A 24,498-nucleotide genomic window follows, 5' to 3' on the forward strand; every position below is an offset into this window, starting at 1 on the left:
AGAGAGCGCCGCCCTAGTGAGCCGTCGTCGCCATCTCGAAAGCATTGAACTCAGCACGGGTGATCTCGTGGACCGCGACAGGTTGGCCATGCGCAGGCACGACGGTTTCGAGCCCAAACCGCATACCGATCTTGTCCATGACCCGCTTTGAGCGAAGGTTGTCGACATGCCGGATGCTAACGACGCGGTCGAGGCCACAGTCGACGAGCCCGAATCGCAACAGCGCCCCGGCTGCCTCCGTGGCGTAGCCTGCCCCCCAATGTTGGCGGCTCAGACGCCACCCGATCTCCACCGCTGGAAGGATCTCGGGAAGAAAGGTCGGCACCGTCAACGTCACCCACCCGGTGTACTGCCCAGTCTCCCGCACGATCACGGAGACCATGCCGAAGCCGCGTTCTTCCCACTCTCCTTGAGCACGGACGATTCCAGCCGCAGTCCGATCACGATCCAATGGCAACACCGACCCATCGCCGATGTAGCGCATGACCTCCGGGTCAGCATTCATCGTGGCGAGCGGGTCGATGTCGTCCTCGTTCGGACTACGCAGGAGGAGCCGTTCGGTCGTCAGTGAGATCATCGGCCCATTCTCTCAGGGCGGTCTGGTGAACACCGCACGGGGGAAAGGCTGGCAAACTCGGCTATCGACCCGGGACAAGTCGAGCAGATCCGGGCCCCGGGGCTGCACTTCCATGATCTCCGCCACCTGGGAACATGATCGCGGCAGCAGCGGCGGGGGCGTTGTCGTGCCCATGCGCACATTCGATGATCTGATCACCTGAGCCATCGACAATCACCTGTTCGGGCGCGCGCCGGCGGTCGGATGCGAGGCGGTGTCCAATGCCCCGCGCGACGCCTGCACCATGACCGGCCAGGTTTCCAGGCACCTGAAAGATGCTCACAAAGCCCATACCAAGGCCAACGACTCAACCCTCCGAGCCAAGGCCCACCGGCGGGGTGCTCGAGGGGCGGCAGCCCCTCGAGCGGGGCTTGGAGCGGAGCCCCGATCAGACGCAGTCTGAGCTCATGAGCGTGAAGCGCTACCGAGCGAAGGCGATGTAGTCGAAGCCCAGCTTGGGGACTCCTTCGAGATCATACTGCCGGAGATGGTGAACCCTGTCGGCCGAGGCTGGCAGCATGCAGCCTCATGGACGCGGACGACTTTTGGCTCTTCCTTCAGCGGTCCCGGCAAGTTACCAGTGATTCTGATGAGCGCCTGCGGTGGCTCACCCTCCACCTTGGACGGAGCCCGGCGGCCCGGATCGTCGACTTCCAGATCCTTCTCAACCAGATACGACGACGATCCGACACCTATGACATGTGGGAAGCAGCCAACCTGATCTTCGGCGGCGCCTGCTCCACAGACAGCTTCTGGTACTTCCAGGCCTGGCTGATCGGGCTTGGCCGCGACACCTTCGACCTCGTGGTAGCCGACCCCGACAATTTGGCTGACGTACCTGAGGTGCGGCGGTTGGCGGAGCACCCCATGCGAGAGTGGGGCGATGAATGGCCGTGGTGGGAGGCATTGAGCTACGTGGCCGCCAGAGCCTACGAAGAGTCCACCGGCGAAGAAGACGGCGTCTACGACGCGATGGCAGAACGCGGGCACACTAACCAGAGCGATCCGAACCCAACAGGGCGTGCATGGAACTCCCGGAACTCAACAGAGGCGGCTCGAAGATTGCCTCGGCTAAGCCGCATGTTCCCGCAGGAGGCATCAAAGCTTTGATGCGAATTCTTGGCAGGCATTCAATCCCCCGTTGTCAGCTTGGGAATTGCAGGGATCTCGGCTCGTAGGGGCCTGACCTGGTTCTGAGGCCGGTCGTGAGTGACCGTGGTTGACCCTCGTCACCGCCCATAAAGACACGACGATCAGGCTCTCGACCTCAGCCGTTGCCACCATGAAGGCTTGATGACATGGGCGGTTGTCCCGCCTGGCGCCTCGCCTGCCATGGCGTACTTGAAGAACGCCTCAAGGTCATGCTCATCCCCGTTGTGGATCCGCTTGGCGACCTTGTTATGCGGATAGCCGCGAAGTTCCTCAGGGCTCTCCACGGCAGCGGCGTTCTCGCCCGTGCAGTACACCCATTTCCAGTCGCTGTTTCGGACGATCATCTCGCCCAGATACGCCCCCGCACCCATGATCGCGCTGTGGACGACCTCAGGCGGCGGCTTCGAGGCGGCGAACTCGGTGCAGTAGTTGTCGAGGTGGTGAATGAACGCTGGGTCCCAGTCGAAGGAGTATCCGTCCTCGCGTGTGTGCTCAATAAAGAGCTCGGCCAGGCTCCGCATGTACTCGGCAGTCTCAGCATCGCTAGGTGGCTGTTCTTGCTGCGAGTTCCTGCGCACCGTCGACTCCTAGGTTCCGGTTCAGATCATCAGCGCAGCTTCTCATGACACGATCTGAGGACGGAAGCCTGGTCCGCGCACCGCGCGCACCCGCCCCACTGATCATCCCGCTTTGCCGTCGACCCGCCGAAGGGGAAGCGGGCCAGGTCACGGGTACCAGATGGAACGCCCCACCGGACGAACGATCTGGTGCCCGTGACCCTGGCCCGCTCGGCTTGTCCCGGGTCGATGGCGGGCGGGGTGATCAGCTTCCACCTCAGCCACCTACGGTCTCGATCCCAGCACGCCGATCATCCCGGAGCTGGAGGCATGGTTTTTGACAGTGCACGTGGTTACCGTCGGTCCCGTGGCTTACGACCCGGCAGCGCTCAATCTCCTCAGTTCCCTCGTTCCCCCGGCCGCCTCGCCGGTCTATGGCATCCGTAGCTGGGATGAGGTCTTCCGAGCTCTCGATCTTCGCCTTCCGCCCGACTACATCGCCTTCATCGAGCGATACGGAGACTGCGAGTTCGCCCGATGGCTTCGCGTCTTCGACTTTCGGACACTCACTGATGAGCAGTTCGCTCATATCCCGGAGTGGATGGACGATTACCGAGATCTCCGAGAGGACTCGCCTGAAGAGTTTCGGCTCGCGATGTGGCCGGAGCCAGGTGGTTTCTTTGAGTGGGGTTGCACCATCGACGGCGACATCATGGGCTGGATGACGGTGGGTAAGCCTGAGGAGTGGCCAATTATGATCGTCGCTCGTCATCACGACGAGGATTCGCCGGTCCAGGAGACCATGACCGAGTGGCTGGTGGGCTGGGCCTCCGGGGCTCGGTTCGGTAGCTGGGCATTCAGCGCCGAATCTGAAGAACATCCCCTGATCTGTGAGGCACCGGACTAGCGGAATCTCCATCTGCGTAACCCGGGCGCGGGCGCGCGCGAGAACGGCCCCCAGGCCGCCCGCGCGCGTGTGCGCGGCGGCAGGCACACCGTGGCGGTCGTCAGGGCTGCATCTGTACGGCGCCGCGCCGCCGTTTACGAGCTGTTCCGCGCGGGCGGTCAGTCATCCGACTTCGCTGGGCTGAATCGTATGATCCATTCATGCCGATACCCCGAGCCGCTGCCGTGGTCGTCGACGGCATCCGAGTCCTGGTAATCAAGCGGTTCCTCCGGCGCAGCCCCGGTGTCACCTGCGTCATGTGCGATGCCGGAGGCTGGGCGGGGCCGGCGTGTCCCGGGCACCACTACGCGGTTCTTCCCGGAGGCCACGTGGAGGATGGCGAGTCGGCGGAGAACGCGGCACTTCGTGAACTCCGCGAGGAGACGACTCTCACGAGCAAGATCGACCGGCTGCTCTTCACCGGCTCGCACAATGGCCGGCCAGCTTCCTACTTCCTCATGCGTGACGTCCACGGCGTTCCGTCACTTTCTGGCGAGGAAGCTGCGGAGAACGGACCGGACAACAGCTTCGAACTCCGATGGGCGACGATCGCCGACTTCGAGCGGCTGAACCTGTACCCCGTTGATGTGCGCGAGCCGCTCGTGGAGCTACTTCGCAGTTGACCTTCATGCGCCGAGCTGAGCCCAGCTTCTCAGCACAAGCAACTTTGATGCTCTTGACCGGCCCAGCAGGCTTGCTGCTCATGAAGCTGCTTGGTCAGTGAAGCTGGCCGACCGTCCAGGTGGAGGGTCACGCGCATGGCAATCCAGCGATAGCGGGAGACTTACGGCTACGTCATGTCCGCCCGCTCGGCCAGTTCCGTCTGCGACGGGCCCGGCTCGATCCGGCGGCGGTAGACGGCGGCGCCGAGTTCCTGCTCCAGCCGCGCCTTCTCCACCATCGCGGCGTACTCGGGACTCACCTCCTCACCGGCAAGTCGCTTGACCTGATCGTCTTCCACTTGCTATGCCTGGCCATGCCTTCAGCACCTTTCCTCATAGAACCCGATGCGCGACGCCGTGCTCCAGGCCGGGCTGCTTTGCGGGCGCGCTCCCACATCATGCGGCTGCCTGTCTCGCGTCTTGTTGAAAGCAGTCAGCAGCACCATCCGGCGGTGACTCAGGGGTTGACACTCGACACAGGGTGTCGGCGTCGATCTTGCCATCTGCCGTCCTGCTCAAGGAGCCGGCCCAGGGAGCGAGGGGCGGCAATCTTTCGAGACCGGTCGTGAGTGACCGTGGTTGCCCCCTCATTACTGCCCTTAATGGCACGACGATCAGCCCTCGACCTGGCATTTTCCCGCGCGACGCAGGTACCAAGCCCGCGCGAGGACTTCATACGGTCGTTATCCCGGAACCAGAACCAGTGACCTTCGCTTGCAAGAAGACCACTCAGCTCTCTCCCGGTGCGCGACTCGCCGACGGCGGTCCTCCCGACGCAAGCAAACGGTCGCGACGCCGCAGGAGGATGGGAGGTAGGATAGAGGGCATGAGCGAGCCTACCGGTAAGTATTCGATCACCATGCCACGTGACATCGCTGAGGCTGCCCGATCCCGGAGTGGCCCTTCCGGCCTGTCCGCTTATGTCGCCGCCGCCGTCGCTCGCCAGATCGAGCGCGACAACCTAAGCGAACTCATCCAGGTAGCCGAGGCCGAGCATGGCCCCATCAGCGACGACGAGGTCCAGGCACTGCGCGACCAACTCCACCAGGCCCGGCAGGGACAGGCCAATGGTGGGGCGGCCGCGTGACCCGTTCTCCCGCTACTCCCGGCGGCACCCTTGTCCTCGACAGCGAGGGACTGGCCAAGGTCGTCCTGCGCGACCGTACGGTCACCGCATGGCTTGCTCTCGCCCGTGCTGACGACCTCCGCGTCATCACCTCTGCCGCCACCCTCGTCGAGGTGGTCCACCCTCGTGTCAATCGGCCGGCTCTGGAGTGGACGCTATCCCGCCTTGTCATCGAGCCGGTCACCGAACCAATCGCCCGCCACGCCGCCACACTCTTGTCCAACGCCGGCCTGCACGGGCACAAGTACGCCATCGATGCCATGCTCAGCGCCACCGCCCTCGCCGCCCCCGGCCCCGTCACGGTCCTCACCTCCGACCCCGAGGACCTCGCCGCACTGTGCGGTGCACGCGTCACTGTCATCAAGGTTTGAGTTATGCCCGCGGTGAACAGCTCGCGTGCTGACCTGGCCGGTTACATCGCCCCCAAGGCGCGGCAGTGGCGGGCCCACAGGCTGTCCACTCACCGCATGCGGCCCGCGTGGCACCCGAACCGCCACAGGCGCCACCCACCGGACTGACCGACCCTGCAACGCGTCGTCTCCAGCCAGGGTGGCTTCCAGGTCGTCGGCCGGAAGATTCAGGTCCCGACCTGGCATCCCATTGAGCGGTGCGCCTCTAGGCTTGTCTCAACCTCTCGGGCCCAGGCCCACCGGCGGGGTGCTCGAGGGGCAGAGCCCCTCGAGCGGGCGAAGCCCCTGCAAGACTGCCCGAGCGCCAGTGAGGCCCGCTCGGGGCGGGCTCCCTACGGCTAAGCAGGTAACCGGGCAACGGGCGGGCTCGAAGGTGAGCGAAGCGAACCAGGGGTGTCGGGGGCTGTCAGCTTGGGGAATTGCAGGGATCTTGGCACGTAGGGGCGTTGACCTGCGGCTGAGGCCGGTCGTGAGTGACCGTGGTTGACCCCTTGTTACCGCCCTTAATGGCACGCTAATGGCACGACGGTCAGCTCGCGACCTGGTGTTTCTCGCGCGACGCGCGCACGCTGCCCGCCTGATCATCCCGTCTGCCACTCACGGCCTTGTCTCAGACACGGCGATCATCCCGGAGTCGGAGCGCCCCCGCCGGAGGCTGGTTGGTCTCTATGCCGTCCTACGACCATCAGGCTGAGAATGCCTTGTCGATGGGCCAACCACTTACCACGAACTGTCGTACAGGTAGCTGTACCAATACCCTTCGAGATGGGTGTAGCGGTCGCCGCCATCGGCATTCTCGTTTGGTTCGCCAGAGGTCAGCCAGACGAAGCCCTTGTCGTCTTGCTGGAACAGGTCCCGGACTACCAGCCGTGCGCTGCCGGGGATCTCTTCCCCTGTCAAGAGATCGTCGTACCGCCTTCCGTCGCATACGTAGTACAGGCCAACCCATTGGCAAGGCTCTTTGCGACCAGGATTCTCATCCACCGCTGTGGCGTATGCTCTCAGGCTCGGTTCGGAGATGGTGTAGCGGATCCAGAACGGCGCATTGGTGATGAGGGCGAGCCCGACGGCTATGGCGATGTACCACGGCATGAGCGCACTGTTGAGTGAGCCGGCTGGCGCCTTTGCCTTGTGGTCGGCCCATGTGATCCGGATCGTCCAGTAGATGAATAGGACGAAGCCGATGGGGATCCCGAACTTGAACGTCTCGAACCCGTACCAGGAGGGATAGCTGGCCCATATCAAGAGGAAGGTGGTTGCGGCCGAGAAGACGATCAGGAATGGTAATCCAGGCGGCTTGTTGATCACGGCGTCACATTAGCGGTATCCGAAGACGCCGGATAGTCAGAGCACTGGCCTCGTGGGGTGGCGCGGCGCTGGGTCGGCGGGTTCGGTTAGTACGGCGCGGGAGGTGCTACGGCGACGCCCCGCGCGGCGTGCCGCGCGAGAACGGCCCCCAGGCCGCACGCGCAGCGCGGCAGCGCTGGCGCGGGGCGTACGGCGGCGCGCCGCGCCGCCGCTTGATACCTACAAGAGCAATTCGGCAAGTTCAGCTAGTTGCTGTGGGGCTGAAGCGCAAGTTCGCAATCGTGACATTGCCGCAATCCTACTGATCATCACGTGCTAGCTGTCGCCCCGCTTCAGGAACGACGCAATCCTTTCTGCGAGTTCCGGTGGCGCTTGTCCGATTTCCATTGCGAGCTTCTTGCCATCGCGCTGTTTATTGTACTTGCGACCAAGGAAATCTTTCCAAAGCTGCGTGAGGATGTCTGCTCCCGGAGCCAACTGTAGCCATTCATTCTCCCATCGAGCGGTAACTTCCTCTTCGGCCGCCAACCACAGGCCGTCAACCATGCGGGCGAGTTCGGTTTCGCTGGGAACACGTTCCTTGATCTGAAGCAACAATCGATCTTTATCGGCGTTCTCCTTTGCCAGCTTTGCTCTTAGAGCATTGTCTACATAGGTCAGCGATCCAAGTCCGCGACACACTCTCTTTAGTATTACGATATCCCGCAACCTATCTGCGGCAGCTCTCATGGCAGCCGCGACTTCTTCCGTACTAATGCCTGTTGTTCTTCCATCGTACGAGGCAAGGACTGTCGCAAGCGCTCGGCTATCAAGTAGGTAGTTTTCAATCTCGCGACGAGAAAGCACGAAGGTGCTGTCAGAAGCCAGCAGACGCTGAAGAAGCTGGGACGGCAATTCGTCACGATCCCGCATGTAGAGGACCCGGCGTTCGGATAGCCTGTCAGCAGCTCTGAGCCAAGAGCTCAGAACGTCTGCCATTCGCGCGTTTTCTCCACCCTGCCCGTCGATTATTGTAAGACGAGGATCGTTTAGGAGCTGCGGAAACCAGACGCCCAGGATTTCTTGGTCACTCGGACCTTCAACCAAGAGAATGCGATCCGCTGACAGAACGTCGCTGAGACGGACGCCGAGATCCTTAAAGACGGCTGCGAGGGCAGACTCTGCAGGGAGAATCGTGGACTCTCCTGCTATCCGCTTTACGGAGAAGACTTTAGCGGCCCTTCCTGGTGAATCCAGGAATATCGGCGAATGAGTAGTGATCACAAAGAGACGCTCCTCCGACCAATCGCTAAGCAGATTTACTAGCGCTCTTTGAGCAGCTGGATGCAAAGCAGTCTCGGGTTCTTCGACTGCGACAACAGCTGGGCTGGGATGCGCTAATCCCACGACAAGGGTCAGAAGGAGCTGCTCCACCCCTGTACCGAGGTTTTTCAGGTTGTGCTTAAACGCGGCATAGCTGGGATCCACAAAAGTGATGCTCACTTCGGTTCCCTGTGTATCCAGCCGCAATTCTCCAACATCTGGCACAATTTGAGCTATTACCGCTTGCAGGCGACGCCACTTCTCCGGCTCATTGGTTTGCAGGTGCAATAGAACGGCTGCAAGATTACTTCCCGTTGGGCCAAGCTGACCGCTCGATTGCAATTGTTGAGTGTGAGTGGTGCCTTGCCGCAGGGCCGGGAAGTGGAAGAACCGCTCACGCCAGCAAAGGAAGGCCGTTGTTAGTGGTGCTAGAGTAGGGCTTCCCGGATTTTCAATGTAATAATTGGGGTTACCTGCTCGCCCCTGGTCGACCACACTTGAATCGTCTACAGGAACTTCTCTATGCAAAGCGGCGGCTTCGCTGTATTGCCATGTATGGCCAGTATGGTCGAGATAGTTGGTAGCGAGGATATACTCTTTGCCAGAAGCTCCCGATCCGGTGAGTTGCAGCGGGCACCGCTCGCCTGGTCGAGTGGAAGTATACTTCCACTCGACCCATTCAAAAGATCCTTCACCAGCCAGATCATGCTTTTTTGCAACGACCAGTCCACGCATCTGCGATCGTTCGATTTCTGTCAATGTAAATCGCGCGTTTATTATCGGTGCTTGCCCTGCAACATGGCACATATCGGGCGAGATCGAACGCCCTGCCACCACCTCTAATGCGGTCAGCACACTACTTTTCCCGCTATTATTAGGACCCGCTATAAGTAGTAGCCCATGTGATGGAAATTCGATAATGGCTCTTTTGTAGGCCCTGAAATCGATGAGTTCGAGCCGCGCAAGATGCATTCAGACCGCCTTGAAGACTTGATTATGTCATCGAACTATGCCTGGCTTGACGATACGCCTACCCTTATGAGCCTCTGCGGCCAGTTCAACCAGAACTGCCAATATGCCGGGGCCTGCAGCTAGGGTTGCAGCAGAATTCATTGTATGAGGACTGCCATCGAGATCGACCACAGCGGCTCCGGCTTCGCGGGCGATGATAACGCCTGCGGCGGTGTCCCACGCGTTGTTGCTGAGCATGATGCTAGCGTCAATCCTGCCGTCGGCTACCCATGCGAGATCGATAGCTGCTGAACCAAACATGCGTACGCGCTGGACACGTGCGGCTAGCTCTTGGGTCAGAGCCAGACGTGGCCTGTTCCGATCCTGCGCGTTCTCTCCGACTGCGTAGTCGCCAATGGCGACGATGGCGGTTTGTAGATCACAGGCCTCGCTCACCTGTATGTTCAATCCGTTGGCCTGAGCGCCGGCCCCTTCGGCTGCCGAATAGCGAAGGTTGAGGAACGGCAGATCGATGACTCCGAGCGTGGGCATGTTTTTGTCGACCAAGCCCAAGGACACCCCGCATAGCGGGATGCCGTGGAGGAAGTTGGCCGTACCGTCTACCGGGTCCAGCGCCCATATCAGGCTGTCGCCCGATCGGCTGACGCCTTCCTCTTCGCCGAGGAATCCGATCTCGGGTGTCTCCCGGGACAGGAGCTCTCGAACGGCATGCTCTACGGCGTAGTCAACCTCCGTGGCCATGTCCCGGTCACCCTTGGCCGTGATAACGCCGGGACCCTTGGTACGGATGATCTCGCTGGCGATCGACACGGCACGCTCAGCGATAGGGAGAAGAGTCCGGGCGTCGATGGTCATACAGGTTTGCTCCGCTCCCACATATCCCTGAACACCTGGTCGAAGATGGGGAACAGCCCCTCTGCGGCGGTGTTGTCCGTGATCACAAAGGTTGGTGAATCGACTCCGCGGGCCTGAGGTAGGTACGGCTGGACCACGCACCACGCCCGGTCCACGATCAGCAAGTTGAATCGAATCGTCTCGTCGTAGACGTGGAGTTCAAGGCGCTGGGCCGACGTGGTGTCGAGTCGATCGCGCAATCTAGTCAGCATGCTGATGTTGAGGGCTGTAAGGGTCGTCAGGGTGCTGTCGGTGTAGCCCTCTTCTGCTTCGCGGGCGCGGATCGCCTGGCCCTTCGGGTCGAGAAAGAGGCAGCGGATACGCGTCCCGGAGTCGAGCAGACGCTTGAGCTGGTGATCGGGGTAGCTCTGGCAGAGGACGTTGAGTGACAGACCTGCTGCGTTGATCTCCTTCGCGTCGTCGAACATCAACGATGCCGGGTAAGCGGAGGAGAAGGCCGAGCGGCTACTGAAGACAGCGGTCACATCGGCTATCTGCGGCATGGCGCAGGTTGCAGTGTCGGGGCCGGCGCTTCTGGCTTGCTCTGGGTCTGTTCTCTGCGCAGGGATCTCGACGGCGGTCGCGGTGAACAGCTCATGTGCCGACCTGCCCGGGAACATCGCCTCCAAGACGCGGCAGTGGCCTGAGTACGGCAGGCCCTTGAGTTCCCCGTTCAGCCACCGGTGGAGCTGCGCCCGACTCGGCCAACCGCCCTGCAACGACGGATCCACCTTCTTGGCGGCTTTGTCGTACTCCTTACAGAACGTGCTGTAGGTCTGCCAGTGGCGTTGCGTCAGGAGAGTCTTCAGCAGAATCGGCTGGTCAGTCATGATCCGCGCCTCAGGCTGGGCTGCCATTTGAGCCCCAGGTTAGCGACAGAGACGGGCTCGGACGAGACAAAGAGGAGACGGACAGAGAGGAGTCGGTCACAGACGGTACTCGGGAGCGATCGAGATGTGACAGATCCTCGGGCAATCCTCGTTCCATGACTGCGCCGTGTAACTCCTGCTCAGGCCGGGGCTGGAAATACATCAGCCTCTGTCGGGCCGTGGTGGTGGCCGAGAACAACTCAGGCGATGCCGCTGCGGACAACCGACACCGCGATGACTGCTGGCGGTGCAACGGGACCGGACAGGCGGGTGTGCTGCTGTGACGATCGACGCTGAGTGCTTTGCACCTCATGTTGCTCCGCCTCAGTCAGAGCACATGCGCTTGGTCTGGCGGGAGGTCGCTCGAGAGCAGGGTCCACCACGTGTGAGCGAGTACACCTGCGAGTGCAGGAAAACGGTCTACGAACGGTGCCGCGAGGGGGGTCTTGTCTACATCCGTCGGACCACACGCCTCGATGGGGTGGTCCAGCGGGTTCACGAGACGTATCGCTGGATGTCCAAGAAGACGCAAGACGTCTGGATTGCCCTTCTTAACGGCGAGGCTCGATAGGCGAGCGCGGCGGGTGGCGAGTACAGGGGTGTCATCCGGTCGCGTCTTGGTGCTGATGGAGGGGCTATCTGCTGCGCAGCCAGATGGTTTTCCTCCACCAGCTCATACGTTCCTGTAGCTGAGGGAGCCGACAAACTGGTCACCGAAGCCTTCGACAAACACCTGCTCGGGCACGCGCCGACGGTCGGATACGAGGCGGTGGTCCAATGCCCCGCGCGACGCCTGCACCATGACCGGTCGGGCTCTCAGGCAGCTGAAAGGTGCTCACAAAGCCATACCAAGGCCAACAACTCAACCTTTCCAACAACGTCCACTTCGAGGGGCAGAGCCCCTCGACCGGGCGAAGCCCTAGCAAAGACTGCCCGAGCGCCAGCGAGGCCCACTCGGGGCGGGCTCCCAACGGGCAAGCCGGTAACCGGGCAACGGGCGGGCTCGAAGGTGAGCGAAGCGAACCAGGGGGGTCGAAGGGGGCGGAGCCCCCTGGGAGGCGCTGTCTGGAGCTCGAAACGTGCGAAGCACGCCCTGATGCGGAAGGCCTTGCAGTTTGGAGCGGGTGACGGGAATCGAACCCGCGCTGTCAGCTTGGGAACTCTTTCAGAAATATAGCGTCTGAGCAGGAAAAACGTCCACCTGGGCATAGGCCGGCGGAGTGACCGTGAGTCCCCGTAGCTCCCCGCCGGTCACTACGAGAACGGGCACGCAACGGGCACGGCCTTACGGCCATTCAATGCGGACAAGGTAGACCTCTCGCTGCCGGTCCAGGACCACGTACGTGGCAAGACCGCGCTCTCCGAACGGATGCGTAAGCATGTTCGCTCTGGGATTGGCGGAGTTGTACGGGTCGCCGCTCCAAGGAGCGGTTTCCAGAAGCGCGAACAACTCCGCGAGCGGACGCAACGCGTGATCGGGTAGGGCAGCGATCTGATCCTCGGCTACAGGATCAATGATGAGCTTGAACACCTAGACATCGATCCCACGAGCCGCAAGGATCTCCCGCCACGGCCTACCCTGTGGAACAGGCTCGCCGGCCAGGGCCTGCTCTGCTCGAACGTGCATCTGTCGGCGTCCCTCAGGATCCTTTGCGGTGTCGCATGCGGAGATCCACCAGCGGTGCACGAAGGTGTTCAGTGCTCCGAGATCCAGGCTCACTCGTACCTCGTCGAGCACCGCCTTGAGACCAGCGTCAAAAGCGTCGCGATCTTCCGGGACGACCAGCGCCGCACGGATAGCGCGCAGGTTCCTCTCAGGCAGAGGCGGACCAACGGAGATGAAGTCCTGCGGTTGTGCGGTCATGCCCAGCTCCCTTCCTTGTCTCATAGAGAGTACAGAGGGAGGGCGACATCCTTCATGCACATGTGACGCCGAGCCAGCCACGGCGGCGCGAAGTTGGAGCGGGTGACGGGAATCGAACCCGCGCTGTCAGCTTGGGAATTGCAGGGATCTTGCCTCGTGGGGGCGTTGACGTGGGTCTGAGGCCGGTCGTGAGTGACCGTGGCTGACCCCTTGTTACCGCCCTTAATGGCACGCTAATGGCACGACGATCAGCTCACGACCTGGTGTTTCCCGCGCGACGCGCGCACCTCCCTCGCCTGATCATCCCGTCTGCTGTCGACCCGCCCGAAGGGGAAGCGGGCCAAGGCCACGGGGTCAAGGTGGAGCGCCCCGCTGGACGAACGACCTTGACCCCGTGGCCTTGGTCTGCTCGGCTTGCCCCGGGTCGATGGCGGACGGGATGGTCAGGCTTCCACCTCAGCCACCTACGGGCCCGGCGTAACGGGTGGCGATCATCCCGGAGCTGGAGCGCCCCCGCCGGAGGCGTCGTTCTTGATCCGATTCTCGGATATCGCACGTTGGCCGAGCCACGCTCGGATGATCTCGACGGCAAGCCAGTGGCGTTGTGACTCAGCTTGCTGGAGTGCTGTCACGTATCTCCGTGATGAGGCGAGCGGGTCGGCGCCACGGGCAAGGAGGTAGGCCGTCACATCGACATGCAGGGGCTCGCCGGTCTGAACGTGTCCGTCGATCTCCACGTCTATGGCGTGGTGTAACAGAGTCCACCCGTGTTCGTCGGGGTCCTCGACGCTGTGGCCGTTGTCAAGTAGTTCCCGAAGCGTGGGAAGGTCTTCGAATTCGACTGCCAGGTGTGCGGGACTCTGCGTCATTGGGGAAGCTTGGCATACGAGCTGAGGCGCGGCCGGAGCTGCCGGCGGCCGGGACCGGCCCCCAGGCCGCATGCCCGGCCGCCGAGCGGGCGACGGCCGCGAGGCGGCGCGGAGCGCCGCCGCTTGATACCTACAAGAACAATTCGGCAATCAGCCAAGGGGACACTTCTGATCCACGCTGCGTATGAAGGCTCGGCAAGCATCACGGACGGTTCGTGCTGTAGCCAGTGTCAGACGTACTCGCCCTGCATCAATCGATACGCCGATGGCTGACAGGGCGCTTGCGATATTAGCCTTCTTCTGCTGCAGCGGCGTCAACCTGCCCAAGCCATGCGCAATAGTATTTCTTACTTCAATCGCAGCATTTACCTTGTTCCACTCACTGCACTCCTTCAATCGTATCGAGTGTATCTTGCTGAACTTTTCGTGGCGGCGCTCCCAATTGCTCGTTGTCTGTATTTCGTATTCTTCTATCAGTATCTTCACAAGCGGATTCGAGTACGGCATAGCGTTGCTCATTAACTCGGAGGACAAAGCGTCTATGTAAGCTTCTGTGATGCTCACATAACGGAAAATAGTAGCCTCAGCCTGAAGAATCTCTGGCTCTAGCGTTCCAAGGGTTGAATAGGACGTGCGTATGCGCTTGGGAGCCTTATGGGAGGTGCGCGTGATCGCCGTCAGTTCAACTTCGTGCACTAGTGTCAGTGCAGCCTCTGCTAGCGCCCTACGAGGAAAGATATCAGAGCCGTCCACCTTAATCTCCAAGTAGCCATCTGTATAGACGCGATGAGTTTTTCACGGCTTCAATTTGCTTATCGGTGGGAGCTGTCTCGCCTTTTGTGAGCTGTTTGACGGCAAGTACATACCACGGGGCAAGAGCTTGTGACTCCATCCTCAACGCCCGATCTAGTTCTGCAAAGCTTGTTTCCGAGATCATGGCGAGTGCTATTTCTGCTTCGCCATGAATGAGTCGGCCTTGTCCTTTATTCTTTTGCTTCCTGATCCAGTCGATTCGGCTGGAGGATCCACCTGTAATGCCTAGGTAGCGGCTTACGTATATAAGCCACAAGCTCTGCCACTCGCTTGAAGCACGCTGCGATAGCTTATCCCATAGTTGCTCCACCTTCTCACCATGTCCTTCGTGCATGGCAATCAGATAATGTGCGATCTCGGGTGTAAGAGACGGGACGAAGCTAAACAGTCGTTGCATGTACGCGAGACCAACGTCGCTAGAAAAGCGGGTGAGTGATGCGAGGGCGTTGCGCAGAATTGTTGTTTCATCCCTCTTGATGTCCTTCAGATTTATACTCTGTGGATCGCTCGGATCGAGAGCTATCCGGCGTATTGCAGTCGACGCCTCCTCAATCGTTTTTTCGCCGCCTGGATCGAGATAGTCGCTTAGTTCGATTTGCGCAGTATCTAGATCGACGTCTGCATTGAGGGTGTCCGGCTCGGACCGCAAGGCTCTTCTCACGTAGGTGCGCACTGAAGGCGTGAGTGTCTTATGGTCTGCGATAACTAGCCCAATGGCGCGCGCTGATTCTGCAAGCATTTCGATAGCGCCGAGCGCATCAGAGTAACTTTCGCAAGCGACTCTAAAGTCGTCGTTAAACCGCCACAAATAGAGGCCCTGTCGTACGAGATCCCGCTCCATGATTCCAATATGTACCTCCGACAGGTCGTCTGATGGCCCTAGAAGTTGAGGCAATCCGTATGCCTTGCCTTCTAGCTCGGCCAAGAACTGAATCAGATACGCTACCGCCTCCGTCTTGCCTGTCTGTAGCTCCAGTTCTCGACGAAGCACTTCATGGTCAATGTACTGATAGAAGGCAGTAATGTCACTTTCTACGATATATCTGATGTTTCGCAGGGTAGGAAGCTGCGCTTCCTCAAGTCTCTTATTCTCCTTGCTTCTTGCGTGTGCAAAAACGATAGGCGCTATTACGAAGTCTCGATAGTCCTTTTGAGTTCTTGACCCCACTCTATGTTCGCGAAGAATGTATTCGACTAGACTTCTGTAAACAACGCGTTCTGCTAGCCCAAGGGTGGGGACAGGACGGATACCATGGCTTGCCTTCTTGGCATTCGTGAGCACACTGCCTGTCGGGCGATAATTTGAAGACAGCATGGATGATATCCAGGCTGTGACCTCTTTCTTTTTCGAAGCTAAGGCCTCTGTCCAGGGCTCGGGTGGTATCAAATTTCTAACGGCCTGGAGCTCCAGCTCGACTGCTTCAAAGATTTTCAAGCTTTTTATAAGGGTTTGAGGAAGTGAGTCCATAGTCCTGTTCCTGCCGTGACCAGTTTCCTGGATATTGCAGCCAGCGCACGCGTCCCACGTCCGGGTTGAAATCCAGTGGGAGAATTCTCTTAATACTGCACAAGGAGCCAGCTAGTCAAGTGCTTGTTCTATGACCGCCGGCTAGTTTCCTTACCTGCAGGAGCAGCGCCTTGAGCTGCAGGTCCCTCGATGTGCCTGATCGCCAGGCCCGCCCATGCGCATAGGGTCCTGGACTCCGCACCTTGCATTACGCCTTGGGGCGGTGAAGAGCTCGGTGCGCTGCGTTGATGCTTGTCAGCAGTTCCCGAGCTGAGGATCCTTGTCTGAGGGTGAGAGCGTTCTCCACACCCGCAAGTTGCTGAAGTGCCCAGCGAGACTCCGTGTGCTGTGCCGTTTCCAGCGCCCGATGTCCGTTGGCGATACCCTCAGTGAGGTCTCCGAGGCGGAGCTGAGCGGTCGCAATGTCGGCGTGGACTGCGGCAATCTTCTTGTGGTCGGTCTCGTGGGCCAGGGCGTTGAGGGCGGCTTGGCCTTCGTCGATGACGTGGTGTTCGTCGCCGAGATTGATGTACGTCGAGAGTCGGTAGGCGGCCATGCGGCCAGGGTCGAGGAAGCGAGTCCAGGCTCGTTCGCGCTGGGGACGCGCTTCGTTGTACGCCTCCCTTGCCTGCTCCAGCCGGATGAGGGCTTGGCGGTCGCCGAGGCCGGCGAGTTCTTCGGCTTCGCGGGCCAAGAGCCAGGCGCGGGTGGCGTTGTCGCCCTGGGCCGGTAGGTACTGCTGGGCGAGGTGGATGTTCTGCACGGCCGGAGCGCCGCGTGTGGCGTAGGAGCGATAGCCGTAGGCGCAAGCTTGGATGATCGGGTGTCCGCTCTCCTGGGCTGCCAGGGTGGCGATGCGGTCGAACGCGGCGGACTGTCCTGGCTGCTTGATCTCCCAGGCGATCCATGAGGCCAGCACCGCTGCCTCACCTGTGGTCGCGGCCAGTCGGCGGCGAAGCCGGTCCGGGAGCCCCGCCTGGAGCAAGGTGCTCAGCTCGTTGAGGTGGGCGGTGAGGCCCTGGTAGAGGCTGCGGGCGGGCATGGTCTCTTCGAGGCGGTGGAAACCGACCGTTCGCGCTTCGAGGCGTTCGACGGTGTCTTCTTGGTCGGCTCGGGTGCCGGAGAGGGCCAGGGTGAGGCGCTCCCAGGGGTTGGCGATGGAGGCGGCGCTTTCGGCGGTCAGTCCTGCTGCGATGAGCAGCATTGTTCGGCGGTCCATGTGGCCATCTAGCCTTCCCACGGTCCAGGCCAGCGTCAGCATGTCCACGTCGCAAGCGTCGTCGGGCTGGCGCGAGCCGATGACTACTTGTTCCACGCTAAGAAGGCTGCTTGCTGGTGTTCCATCCCGTGGCGGGATGGGTGTTGGCGGGTGGGTCACGCCGGTGAGGATGCGGGGAGCCAGGCCGAGGGTCATGCGGGCGGGGTCGGGCATGTGCAGGCCTTCGGCGATGCGCTCGAACACGTCGAGTGCGGTTACTTGGGCCTTGCCTTGCATGTACTCGCTGACTTTGCCCTGGCTGAAGCCCACGGCGACGCCGATGCGGGTTTGGCTGACGCCTGCGTACTGGCGGACGAGTCGGAAGAGATGGCCGATGTCGCGATGTGTGAGGGCAGTGTGCATTTCGGGGCGTTGCCACAGGTCAGCCGGTATGACGACCGGTTCGGCCCCATCTGCGGGCATCTGCGATATCCCCTTGCGTCCTTGGACTGCCGGTAACTCAACGCTCACGGTTCGGAGTTATCCCGTCAAGGGATATTGCTGATCCCGCCTGAGGATTCCGGCTCGGGATGGGTTGCCTTGTCGCAGGTGAAGACCCTTGTCCCATGACTCGGAGCGATCAACCGACAAGTGAGAGGTGCTGTGCCTGCCGGGGCAAGGGGTGGCGCTGGGTGCGCAAGAGCCGTGCCGATGCGCTGCGCCACCTGGATGGGACGGCTGTGGAGCTTGTGCAGGTGACCTGCTTCGAGTGTTCGGGAGTCGGGAGAAAGCGGGTCGGGTAGTGGAGATCATCACGAGCTGTCTCAGTCCGCACGTCAGCGAGGTTCGGGAGGGGCACATGCAGTTGGTCTGGCGTAAGCCGACGAAGGCCGAAGACCGTGCCCGGGTGGTGGCCTGGTCGTGCCACTGCCGGTCGATCGTGTACGAGCTGCGCTGCGCAGGCGGTCAGTCGTACATCCACCGGACGGAATACGACGACAAGGGCGGGGAGATGGTCCACGAGACCTATCGGTGGCCGTACAAGAAGGCCGCCGAGGTCTGGACCGCCTTGCTGGAAGGTCAGACGATGTAGGCGATGCTCGACGGCGCGGTTCCCTGGATGTGGGGCCGCGCCGTCGTCGCGTTTCGGGGTAGGCCCATGTGTCGGTAGAAGGGGTTGCCTAAGCAGCATGCGCTGATAGCCTGCTTGGCTAGACAGGCATGTTGAATGTGGAGCCCTGATGTCATTTGAGTACACGCCTCCGAAGTACGCGCAACTGATCGCGGAACTTGAGCGGCGCATCGACTCGGGCGAGTATCCGCCCGGCTCCCTGCTGCCCAGTGAACACCAGCTCATGGCCGAATTCGCCATGGCGCGCCCGACCGTCGTCAAGGCGCTCGGCGTCCTGCGGGATCAGGGCTGGATTGTCACCCATCAGGGCAAGGGCCGGTTCGTGCGCGGTCGCCCGGCCATCCCCAGCAGCCAGCAGGCGCGGGCCGGACGCGAACTCCTCGACCGCAAGGAAGCCCAGGTCTCCAGCCGCTTGCTGGCGGCCGGAGAGGTTGAGGCGCCGAACCGGATCGCGGCCTATCTCGGTGGCAAGCCCAAGTCGCTGGTCGTGCTGCGGCAATCGCTCATCGAGCACGACAGTGAGCCGACCGAAATCTCCTCCACCTGGCTGCCCGTTGAGGTGGCGCAAGGCACGGCCCTGATCGAGCCGGAGGAGTTGAAGCAGGGCGTTCGGCGTTACGTCGAGAGCAAGGCCGGCGCGTCACTGGATCACATCATCGAGCACGTCACCGCGCGCAATCCGACCAAGGAGGAGTCGTCGCTCCTGGGGGTCAAGAGTTCGGCTGCGCTGCTGGCCGTCTATGCGGTGGCGTGCGACGCGACCGGTAAGCCGTGGGTCGTGGTGGAGTCTCTTCTGCCTGGTGACCGGCACGAATTGGAAGATGCCTACCCAATTCGGTAGCCGGAGTTCCAACTTCTTCGCGAAGCCCGCTTGGTGCACTTGACTGGCCAAGTGGGCTTCGTGCTTAATGGGCTTACAACTTGGTCAGTCAAGATGGCTGACCGCTCAAGAAGAGAAGAGATCCACCATGGCAATCCAGGGACCCATCCCCGTGACGTTCGCCCAGGTTTTCCCGCACGGCTGCTACACGGTCGGGGAGGTCGAGCAGGTCAAGGACTTCGAGGCTTCGACGAACGGCAGGTTCGTCCAGGCGCGGGACAAGCAGACGGGCGAACTCGTCTGGCAGATCCCCGTCATGGACGCCGACCCGTCGCTCAAGGCGGCACAGAAGACCGTGGCCGTCAAGATCCTCAGCCCGGTCCAACCGGTCGCCCCGGCCCCGGTTGCGGGGCTGCCGTTCACGCCGGTCGAGTTCGACGGCATGACCGTCACCCCGTACGTCAACGGCTCCGGACGGCTCGCCTACTCCATCAAGGCGCGGCAGATGCTCGCGCCCCGCACCAACACCGCCAAGTCCAACGGCAGCAAGGAGGTCGCAGCATGAACGACGGCTACAGCTACACGGTCATCCGGGTTCGCCCTGACGAGGAGCCCCGCATCGGGGTCTCGATCTACCCGGACAGCTCGGCCCAGGTGACGTACTACCCGGCTGGCAAGGGCTCCCATGCTTTCATCGACATCACCTTCGCAGCTACGCACGTGAGTATCGGCACGACGAAGGACGCCGAGGCCACGGCCGAACGTGTCGCCTTCGCTCGCCAGTTGTCCGACGCGGCGACGGCTTACCTCGCGGACTGCGAGCGCCTGCATGCCGAGAAGCAGGCTGCGGCCTGACAAGCAAGCGGGGCCGCTGGAACTGGTCCTTCCGGCGGCCCCTCATCTCCCCTGACGCGAATCACGAGAGGTCTTCAGCCTAATGTTCAAACGGCTCCCTGGTGACGAGGCACGCAACCTCGTCTCCACCACTCCGGACACCGCCGTCGTCTTCCAACCGGCCGTCGTCCGCACGCCCGCCATCATCACCCTGGTCATCTACCTCTACCGCTTCCTCATCGCCCTGGTCCGGACGATCTGGCGGCACCCGGTCGCGACGGCCGTTCCCACTGCCCTCGGCTTCACCTGGTACCAGTACGGCTGGCCACTGGCGGCGTCCCTGTTCGGGATCGTCACGCTGAGCCTGACCTCCTGGGCCTACCTCGACCGTGCCTCATTCGCCCGCCTCGTCGGCTGGCGACTGCTGGCCTGGTGGCGGCTCATGTCGGTCTACCAGCGTCACTGGCAGTCCGTCATGGACGTCTCCGGCCTCGGCAAACGCGTCAACGGGCGCGTCTACCTGCCCCGGCTCGTCCGCGTCCAGTGCGACGGCTGGGCCGACCGCATCACCGTGCGCATGCTGCGCGGCCAGGCAGTCAAGGACTGGTCCGACCGCATCGACAACCTCGCCCACGGCTTCGGCGTCACGTCCTGCCGGGTCGCGCTCATCAAGGGCGGCAGACTGCTGCTCATCTTCCCGCGCCGCGACCCCTTGGCCACGCCGATCCCAGCGCTACCTGTCCCCGAGGAACCCACTGTGGGGCCGGTCGAGATAGGCAAGCAAGAGGACGGCCGACCGCTCCGGCTTAAGGTGCACGGCACCCACGTCCTGATCGCAGGTGCGACCGGGGCAGGCAAGGGCTCGTTCCTGTGGGACACAATCCGCGGCTTGCTCCCCGCCATCCGGGCGGGCCTGGCCCAAGTCTGGGCGCTCGATCCCAAGCTGATGGAGCTGTCCTTCGGGCGCGAGCTGTTCCAAGGCCGCTACGCCGCCGATCCCGCAGACTGCGCCGATCTCCTCGACGAGGCGGTCAGCGTCATGCAGAAGCGAGCGGCCCGCTTCGCCGGACTCCAGCGCACCCACGTCCCGACCATCGAGGACCCGTTCGTCCTGGTCCTCGTCGACGAGGTGGCGTTCCTAACCGCCTACCAGCCCGACAAACAACTCCGGCAGCGCATCTCCGCTGCTCTGGCCACGCTCGCCACCCAAGGCCGCTCGGTCGGCGTCGGCGTGATGGCGGCTCTTCAGGACCCGCGCAAGGAGGTCATGAACATCCGCAATCTGTTCCCCGACAAGATCGCGCTGAGGCTCGACGAGTCGGAGCAGGTGGACATGGTCCTCGGCGACGGCGCACGCGACCGGGGAGCACTCGCCGACCACATCTCACCCATCCCCGAGCAAGGGGCCGGCGTCGCCTACATGCGCCTAGAGACCTCACCCGAACCCATCCGCGTCCGCGCCGCCTACGTCTCCGACACCGACATCCGCGCCATGGTTGCCCAGTTCGGGGAGGCCGCATGAACCTCGCCCACGTCCTCGACGGGCTGCGCTGCGCCTCCTGCGGCACGCTGAACGCCCTGTGGCTCGACCTGACCCGCGCCCTGGTCGAGTGCCGCGAGTGCGGCCAGACCGCGCTCATCCTCACTGACACCGACGAAGGGAGGTCCCCATGACACATGCGCACGACCGCGCCCTACCCCGAGCGGTACGACTGGCCATGCCCCTCGCCCGCGACGTCGTCGAAGAGGTCGCCAAGCTGAACGGCGTCTGCATCCGGCCCGTCCCGCTCAAGCGGCTCGACACCCACACCAGCCAGTGGGAGATCATCGACGTCCCGTGCGGTTCGCCGATGGACAGCAAGTGCCCGCCGTGTGCCAAGCGCAACAAGCAGCTCCGTAAGGCCCAATGCCGGGAAGGCTGGCACCTGGACGAGGAACCCACGATCACCCCGGACGACCCGAACGAGGAACAGCGCTGGCTGGTGGAGTTCCGCGCCGACGTCCAAGCCCAGCGCGACGAGGCCGAACAGGTCGGTGACGACACGACCGACTTGGACGCACTCATCGAGGGCCTGGACGAGGAGATCAACGCAGCCGGTATGCGCGGCAACGTACTCGGCCGGACGGCGTCCAAGCGCTCCCGCTCGACCAAGCGCAGACAGGACGCACCGGACCTGCCCAAGCGCAAGATGGCCCACACCACGCTGGGCCGGACCTTCCAGGCACCGGACGGCAAGACCTACCGGCCCTCGCTGTTCGTCACGCTCACCTTGCCCTCGTACGGCAAGGTCCGCGACGGCGTACCGGTCCATCCCGACACCTACGACTACGCACGCGCTGCCCGGGACGCGCTGCACTTCTCCAAGCTCGTGGACCGGTTCGTGCAGAACCTGCGCCGCGTGGCTGGCTTCGACGTGCAGTACTTCGCGACCGTGGAGCCTCAAAAGCGGCTCGCCCCGCACCTGCACATGGCCATCCGTGGAACGCTCCCACGAGCAGAGATCAAGCAGATCGCGGCGGCCACCTACCACCAAGTGTGGTGGCCCTCCGTCGATCGCGTGGCCTTCGAGGGCGAGCACCTGCCCGTCTGGCAAGAAGAGGCCGGCTACCTCGACCCCGACACCGGAGAGGTCCTGCCCACCTGGGACGAAGCCCTCGACGAGCTGGACAACGACGAGGACGCCGAACCCCTGCATGTGATCCGCTTCGGCGACCAGGTGGACGTCAAGGGCGTGCTCGCGGGCACCAAGGACGCCGACCAGTGCATCCGCTACCTGGCCAAGTACCTGACCAAGAGCCTCGGCGACGGGCTCGACAACCAGGCCCAGCACGAGCACGCAGCCCGCTTCGTCGATGCCCTGCGCTACGAACCCTGCTCACCGACCTGCCCGAACTGGCTCCGCTACGGCATCCAGCCCAAGAGCGCAAAAGCCGGGATGGTTCCCGGCCGCTGCCGGTCCAAGGCCCACAAGCCCGAACACCTCGGGTACGCAGGTCGTCGGGTCCTGGTCTCCCGCAAGTGGTCCAACAAGACCCTGGCCGAACACAAGCAGGACCGCCGTACCTGGGTCTTGGAAGCCCTCGGCAAAGCCGACGAATCAATAGACCCGCACCGATACATCTGGCGCCCAGTTCCGGCCGGAGACGCCAATGTGCCTCCTCTGGCCGCTCGTCTGCTGCGATCCGTTCGTGAGCGGCAACGCTGGCGCGCTCACATGGCCGAACTCCAGGCCAGAGGAGAAGGCCAAGATCTTTCGGCAGCGGAAGGGAGAGCGGCATGAGCGGGGCATCCAAGCACCCCGTTGACCGCCTTCTCACCGTCACCGAAGTAGCGGAACGGCTCAGCACCAGCGAGCGGTTCCCCCGGCGTCTCATCGAGGAACGCCGGATCACCTTCGTCCGCATAGGGCGCAAGGTTCGCATTCCCGAATCCGCGCTCAACGACTTCATCGCGGCGGGACTCGTCCACCCCATTTCCACTCGCACATGGAGGGCGGCATGAGTAAGCGTCGATTCGGGCGCGTTCGGAAACTCCCCTCGGGACGATTCCAAGCCAGGTATCAGGGACCGGACGGCGTGGACCGTACCGCGCCGAACACCTTCGCCACCAAGAAGGAAGCCGAGATCTGGCTGACCAAGAAAGAGGCCGAGCTGCTTGCCGGCGACTGGTTGAACCCGGACCTGGGGAAGGTCAGCTTCAAGGAGTACGGCTCGACGTGGATCGACGAGCGCCCGGGACTGCGGCCGAAGACCGTCCAGCTCTACGAGGGCCTTCTCCGCATCCACCTCCTCCCGACTTTCGGCAACTGCGCGATGAGCGAGGTCAAGGTCGCTCACATCCGCAAATGGCGCAAGCAACTCCTCGACAACGGCGTCGGACCGGTCACCGTGGCCAAGGCGTACCGGCTCCTGAAGGCCATCTTCAACACGGCTGTGGAGGACGGGCTGATCAAGGCCAACCCGTGCACCATCAAGAAGGCGGGCAAGGAGGATTCGCCCGAGCGGCCCGTACTGACCATGAAGCAGGTCTTCGCCCTGGCCGACGCCATCGAGCCGCGCTTTCGCATGCTGATCCTGCTCGCCACCTTCGCCAGCCTGCGGTGGGGCGAGCTGGCCGCACTCCAGCGCAAGAACCTCGACCTGGACGCGGGCACGATTCGCGTCGTCGGCACCACGACCGAGCTGAAGGACGGCTCGGTGACGATCGGTCCGCCCAAGTCCGAAGCGGGCAAGCGCCTCGTCAGTATCCCGGCGACCCTGCTCCCGGACCTTCGCAAACACATGGAGACGTACGCCGAGAAGGGCGAGCACGGACATGTCTTCGTCGGCCCCAAGGGCGCCAAACTCAGGCGCGCGAATTTCACCCGAGTCTGGGCGGCGGCGCTCAAGAAGGCGAAACTCGGCGGATTTCACTTCCATGATCTTCGCCACACCGGAAACACCCTCGCCGCCCAGTCCGGTGCCACCCTCCGGGACCTCATGACCCGCATGGGGCACTCCTCCACGCGGGCCGCGCTGATCTACCAGCACACCGCGATGGAGCGCGACCGGGCCATCGCAGACGCTCTCGGCAAGCTCGCCGAGGAAGCCCTGAAGCCTGAGAAACCCGAGCCCCACGAGGAAGATCCAGACGGATCGGGCACGTAA

Annotated in this window: 27 protein-coding genes; 14 read left to right on the forward strand and 13 right to left on the reverse strand. The window is 62.5% G+C overall.

The genetic code is table 11. The features are described from left to right. Nucleotides 1-13 precede the first annotated feature (13 nt). Nucleotides 14-577 (reverse strand): GNAT family N-acetyltransferase, encoded by a 564-nt coding sequence (locus ACFPZ3_RS45675; RefSeq protein ID WP_379520664.1) that lies wholly within the window; start codon nt 575-577, stop codon nt 14-16. A gap of 567 nt (nt 578-1,144) precedes the next feature. On the opposite strand from ACFPZ3_RS45675, the gene ACFPZ3_RS45680 reads away from it, so the two are divergent. Next, a complete protein-coding gene (locus ACFPZ3_RS45680) occupies nt 1,145-1,726 on the forward strand; it encodes a DUF4240 domain-containing protein (protein ID WP_379520665.1) in 582 nt (193 codons plus the stop codon). A gap of 143 nt (nt 1,727-1,869) precedes the next feature. Here the strand turns inward: ACFPZ3_RS45680 and ACFPZ3_RS45685 are convergent, their stop codons facing one another. Then, a complete protein-coding gene (locus ACFPZ3_RS45685) occupies nt 1,870-2,346 on the reverse strand; it encodes a hypothetical protein (protein WP_379520666.1) in 477 nt (158 codons plus the stop codon). A gap of 346 nt (nt 2,347-2,692) precedes the next feature. On the opposite strand from ACFPZ3_RS45685, the gene ACFPZ3_RS45690 reads away from it, so the two are divergent. Continuing rightward, nucleotides 2,693-3,232 carry an SMI1/KNR4 family protein gene (locus ACFPZ3_RS45690; protein ID WP_379520667.1) on the forward strand — a complete coding sequence of 180 codons (540 nt, stop codon included), beginning with the start codon at nt 2,693-2,695 and terminating at the stop codon, nt 3,230-3,232. Nucleotides 3,233-3,456: 224 nt separating this feature from the next. Continuing rightward, on the forward strand, nt 3,457-3,894 hold the full coding sequence (locus ACFPZ3_RS45695; RefSeq protein ID WP_379520668.1) for an NUDIX hydrolase: 438 nt from the start codon (nt 3,457-3,459) through the stop codon (nt 3,892-3,894). Between the two features lie 167 nt (nt 3,895-4,061). On the opposite strand, the gene ACFPZ3_RS45700 is transcribed toward ACFPZ3_RS45695, so the two are convergent. After that, nucleotides 4,062-4,232 carry a hypothetical protein gene (locus ACFPZ3_RS45700; RefSeq protein ID WP_379520669.1) on the reverse strand — a complete coding sequence of 57 codons (171 nt, stop codon included), beginning with the start codon at nt 4,230-4,232 and terminating at the stop codon, nt 4,062-4,064. A 527-nt stretch (nt 4,233-4,759) separates the two neighbouring features. Between ACFPZ3_RS45700 and ACFPZ3_RS45705 the strand changes: the two genes are divergently transcribed. Together ACFPZ3_RS45705 and ACFPZ3_RS45710 are read left to right on the forward strand one after the other, a co-directional pair. Then, entirely contained in the window at nt 4,760-5,020 is a 261-nt protein-coding gene (locus ACFPZ3_RS45705; RefSeq protein ID WP_379520670.1) for a CopG family transcriptional regulator, read from the forward strand. Then, nucleotides 5,017-5,430, forward strand: coding sequence for a type II toxin-antitoxin system VapC family toxin (locus ACFPZ3_RS45710; protein ID WP_379520671.1), 414 nt, complete (start codon nt 5,017-5,019; stop codon nt 5,428-5,430). The genes ACFPZ3_RS45705 and ACFPZ3_RS45710 overlap by 4 nt, the downstream gene beginning before the upstream one ends. A 759-nt stretch (nt 5,431-6,189) precedes the next feature. Here ACFPZ3_RS45710 and ACFPZ3_RS45715 read toward each other — a convergent pair. The 10 genes from ACFPZ3_RS45715 to ACFPZ3_RS45760 all read right to left on the reverse strand — a co-directional run bounded on the left by ACFPZ3_RS45715 (nt 6,190) and on the right by ACFPZ3_RS45760 (nt 17,548). Further along, nucleotides 6,190-6,777: a hypothetical protein gene (locus ACFPZ3_RS45715; RefSeq protein ID WP_379520672.1), complete on the reverse strand. Its 588-nt coding sequence runs from the start codon at nt 6,775-6,777 to the stop codon at nt 6,190-6,192. A 315-nt stretch (nt 6,778-7,092) separates the two neighbouring features. After that, entirely contained in the window at nt 7,093-9,051 is a 1,959-nt protein-coding gene (locus tag ACFPZ3_RS45720; RefSeq protein ID WP_379520673.1) for an AAA family ATPase, read from the reverse strand. A gap of 27 nt (nt 9,052-9,078) precedes the next feature. Beyond that, the gene (locus ACFPZ3_RS45725; protein WP_379520674.1) at nt 9,079-9,906 is read right to left on the reverse strand and encodes an inositol monophosphatase family protein; all 828 of its coding nucleotides are present in this window, start codon (nt 9,904-9,906) and stop codon (nt 9,079-9,081) included. After that, nucleotides 9,903-10,775: a DUF5919 domain-containing protein gene (locus ACFPZ3_RS45730; RefSeq protein ID WP_379520675.1), complete on the reverse strand. Its 873-nt coding sequence runs from the start codon at nt 10,773-10,775 to the stop codon at nt 9,903-9,905. The genes ACFPZ3_RS45725 and ACFPZ3_RS45730 overlap by 4 nt, the downstream gene beginning before the upstream one ends. 1,324 nt (nt 10,776-12,099) lie before the next feature. Beyond that, nucleotides 12,100-12,345, reverse strand: a complete 246-nt coding sequence (locus tag ACFPZ3_RS45735) for a hypothetical protein (protein WP_379520676.1) — start codon at nt 12,343-12,345, stop codon at nt 12,100-12,102. Next, complete coding sequence (locus ACFPZ3_RS45740; protein ID WP_379520677.1) at nt 12,346-12,678, reverse strand: DUF6247 family protein; 333 nt, start codon at nt 12,676-12,678, stop codon at nt 12,346-12,348. Nucleotides 12,679-13,169: 491 nt separating this feature from the next. Then, nucleotides 13,170-13,547, reverse strand: coding sequence for an ankyrin repeat domain-containing protein (locus ACFPZ3_RS45745; RefSeq protein WP_379520678.1), 378 nt, complete (start codon nt 13,545-13,547; stop codon nt 13,170-13,172). A 150-nt stretch (nt 13,548-13,697) separates the two neighbouring features. Then, a complete protein-coding gene (locus tag ACFPZ3_RS45750) occupies nt 13,698-14,243 on the reverse strand; it encodes a hypothetical protein (RefSeq protein ID WP_379520679.1) in 546 nt (181 codons plus the stop codon). 58 nt (nt 14,244-14,301) lie between these two features. After that, the gene (locus tag ACFPZ3_RS45755) at nt 14,302-15,828 is read right to left on the reverse strand and encodes an RNA-dependent RNA polymerase family protein (protein WP_379520680.1); all 1,527 of its coding nucleotides are present in this window, start codon (nt 15,826-15,828) and stop codon (nt 14,302-14,304) included. Nucleotides 15,829-16,075: 247 nt separating this feature from the next. Continuing rightward, entirely contained in the window at nt 16,076-17,548 is a 1,473-nt protein-coding gene (locus tag ACFPZ3_RS45760) for a helix-turn-helix domain-containing protein (RefSeq protein WP_379520681.1), read from the reverse strand. Between the two features lie 376 nt (nt 17,549-17,924). On the opposite strand from ACFPZ3_RS45760, the gene ACFPZ3_RS45765 reads away from it, so the two are divergent. The 9 genes from ACFPZ3_RS45765 to ACFPZ3_RS45805 all read left to right on the forward strand — a co-directional run bounded on the left by ACFPZ3_RS45765 (nt 17,925) and on the right by ACFPZ3_RS45805 (nt 24,498). Next, nucleotides 17,925-18,158 (forward strand): hypothetical protein, encoded by a 234-nt coding sequence (locus ACFPZ3_RS45765; protein ID WP_379520682.1) that lies wholly within the window; start codon nt 17,925-17,927, stop codon nt 18,156-18,158. A 148-nt stretch (nt 18,159-18,306) separates the two neighbouring features. Then, nucleotides 18,307-19,038, forward strand: coding sequence for a GntR family transcriptional regulator (locus ACFPZ3_RS45770; protein ID WP_379520683.1), 732 nt, complete (start codon nt 18,307-18,309; stop codon nt 19,036-19,038). A gap of 127 nt (nt 19,039-19,165) precedes the next feature. Then, the gene (locus tag ACFPZ3_RS45775) at nt 19,166-19,582 is read left to right on the forward strand and encodes a plasmid replication, integration and excision activator (protein ID WP_379520684.1); all 417 of its coding nucleotides are present in this window, start codon (nt 19,166-19,168) and stop codon (nt 19,580-19,582) included. Beyond that, a complete protein-coding gene (locus ACFPZ3_RS45780; protein ID WP_379520685.1) occupies nt 19,579-19,872 on the forward strand; it encodes a hypothetical protein in 294 nt (97 codons plus the stop codon). The genes ACFPZ3_RS45775 and ACFPZ3_RS45780 overlap by 4 nt, the downstream gene beginning before the upstream one ends. 82 nt (nt 19,873-19,954) lie before the next feature. Continuing rightward, nucleotides 19,955-21,373 (forward strand): FtsK/SpoIIIE domain-containing protein, encoded by a 1,419-nt coding sequence (locus tag ACFPZ3_RS45785; protein WP_379520686.1) that lies wholly within the window; start codon nt 19,955-19,957, stop codon nt 21,371-21,373. Next, nucleotides 21,370-21,525 carry a hypothetical protein gene (locus ACFPZ3_RS45790; RefSeq protein ID WP_379520687.1) on the forward strand — a complete coding sequence of 52 codons (156 nt, stop codon included), beginning with the start codon at nt 21,370-21,372 and terminating at the stop codon, nt 21,523-21,525. Before ACFPZ3_RS45785 ends, ACFPZ3_RS45790 begins: the two co-directional genes overlap by 4 nt. Then, nucleotides 21,522-23,132 (forward strand): replication initiator, encoded by a 1,611-nt coding sequence (locus ACFPZ3_RS45795; protein WP_379520688.1) that lies wholly within the window; start codon nt 21,522-21,524, stop codon nt 23,130-23,132. Before ACFPZ3_RS45790 ends, ACFPZ3_RS45795 begins: the two co-directional genes overlap by 4 nt. Next, the gene (locus tag ACFPZ3_RS45800) at nt 23,129-23,353 is read left to right on the forward strand and encodes a helix-turn-helix domain-containing protein (protein ID WP_379520689.1); all 225 of its coding nucleotides are present in this window, start codon (nt 23,129-23,131) and stop codon (nt 23,351-23,353) included. The genes ACFPZ3_RS45795 and ACFPZ3_RS45800 overlap by 4 nt, the downstream gene beginning before the upstream one ends. Then, nucleotides 23,350-24,498 carry a tyrosine-type recombinase/integrase gene (locus tag ACFPZ3_RS45805; RefSeq protein WP_379520690.1) on the forward strand — a complete coding sequence of 383 codons (1,149 nt, stop codon included), beginning with the start codon at nt 23,350-23,352 and terminating at the stop codon, nt 24,496-24,498. Before ACFPZ3_RS45800 ends, ACFPZ3_RS45805 begins: the two co-directional genes overlap by 4 nt.

The organism is Nonomuraea insulae (assembly GCF_042656245.1).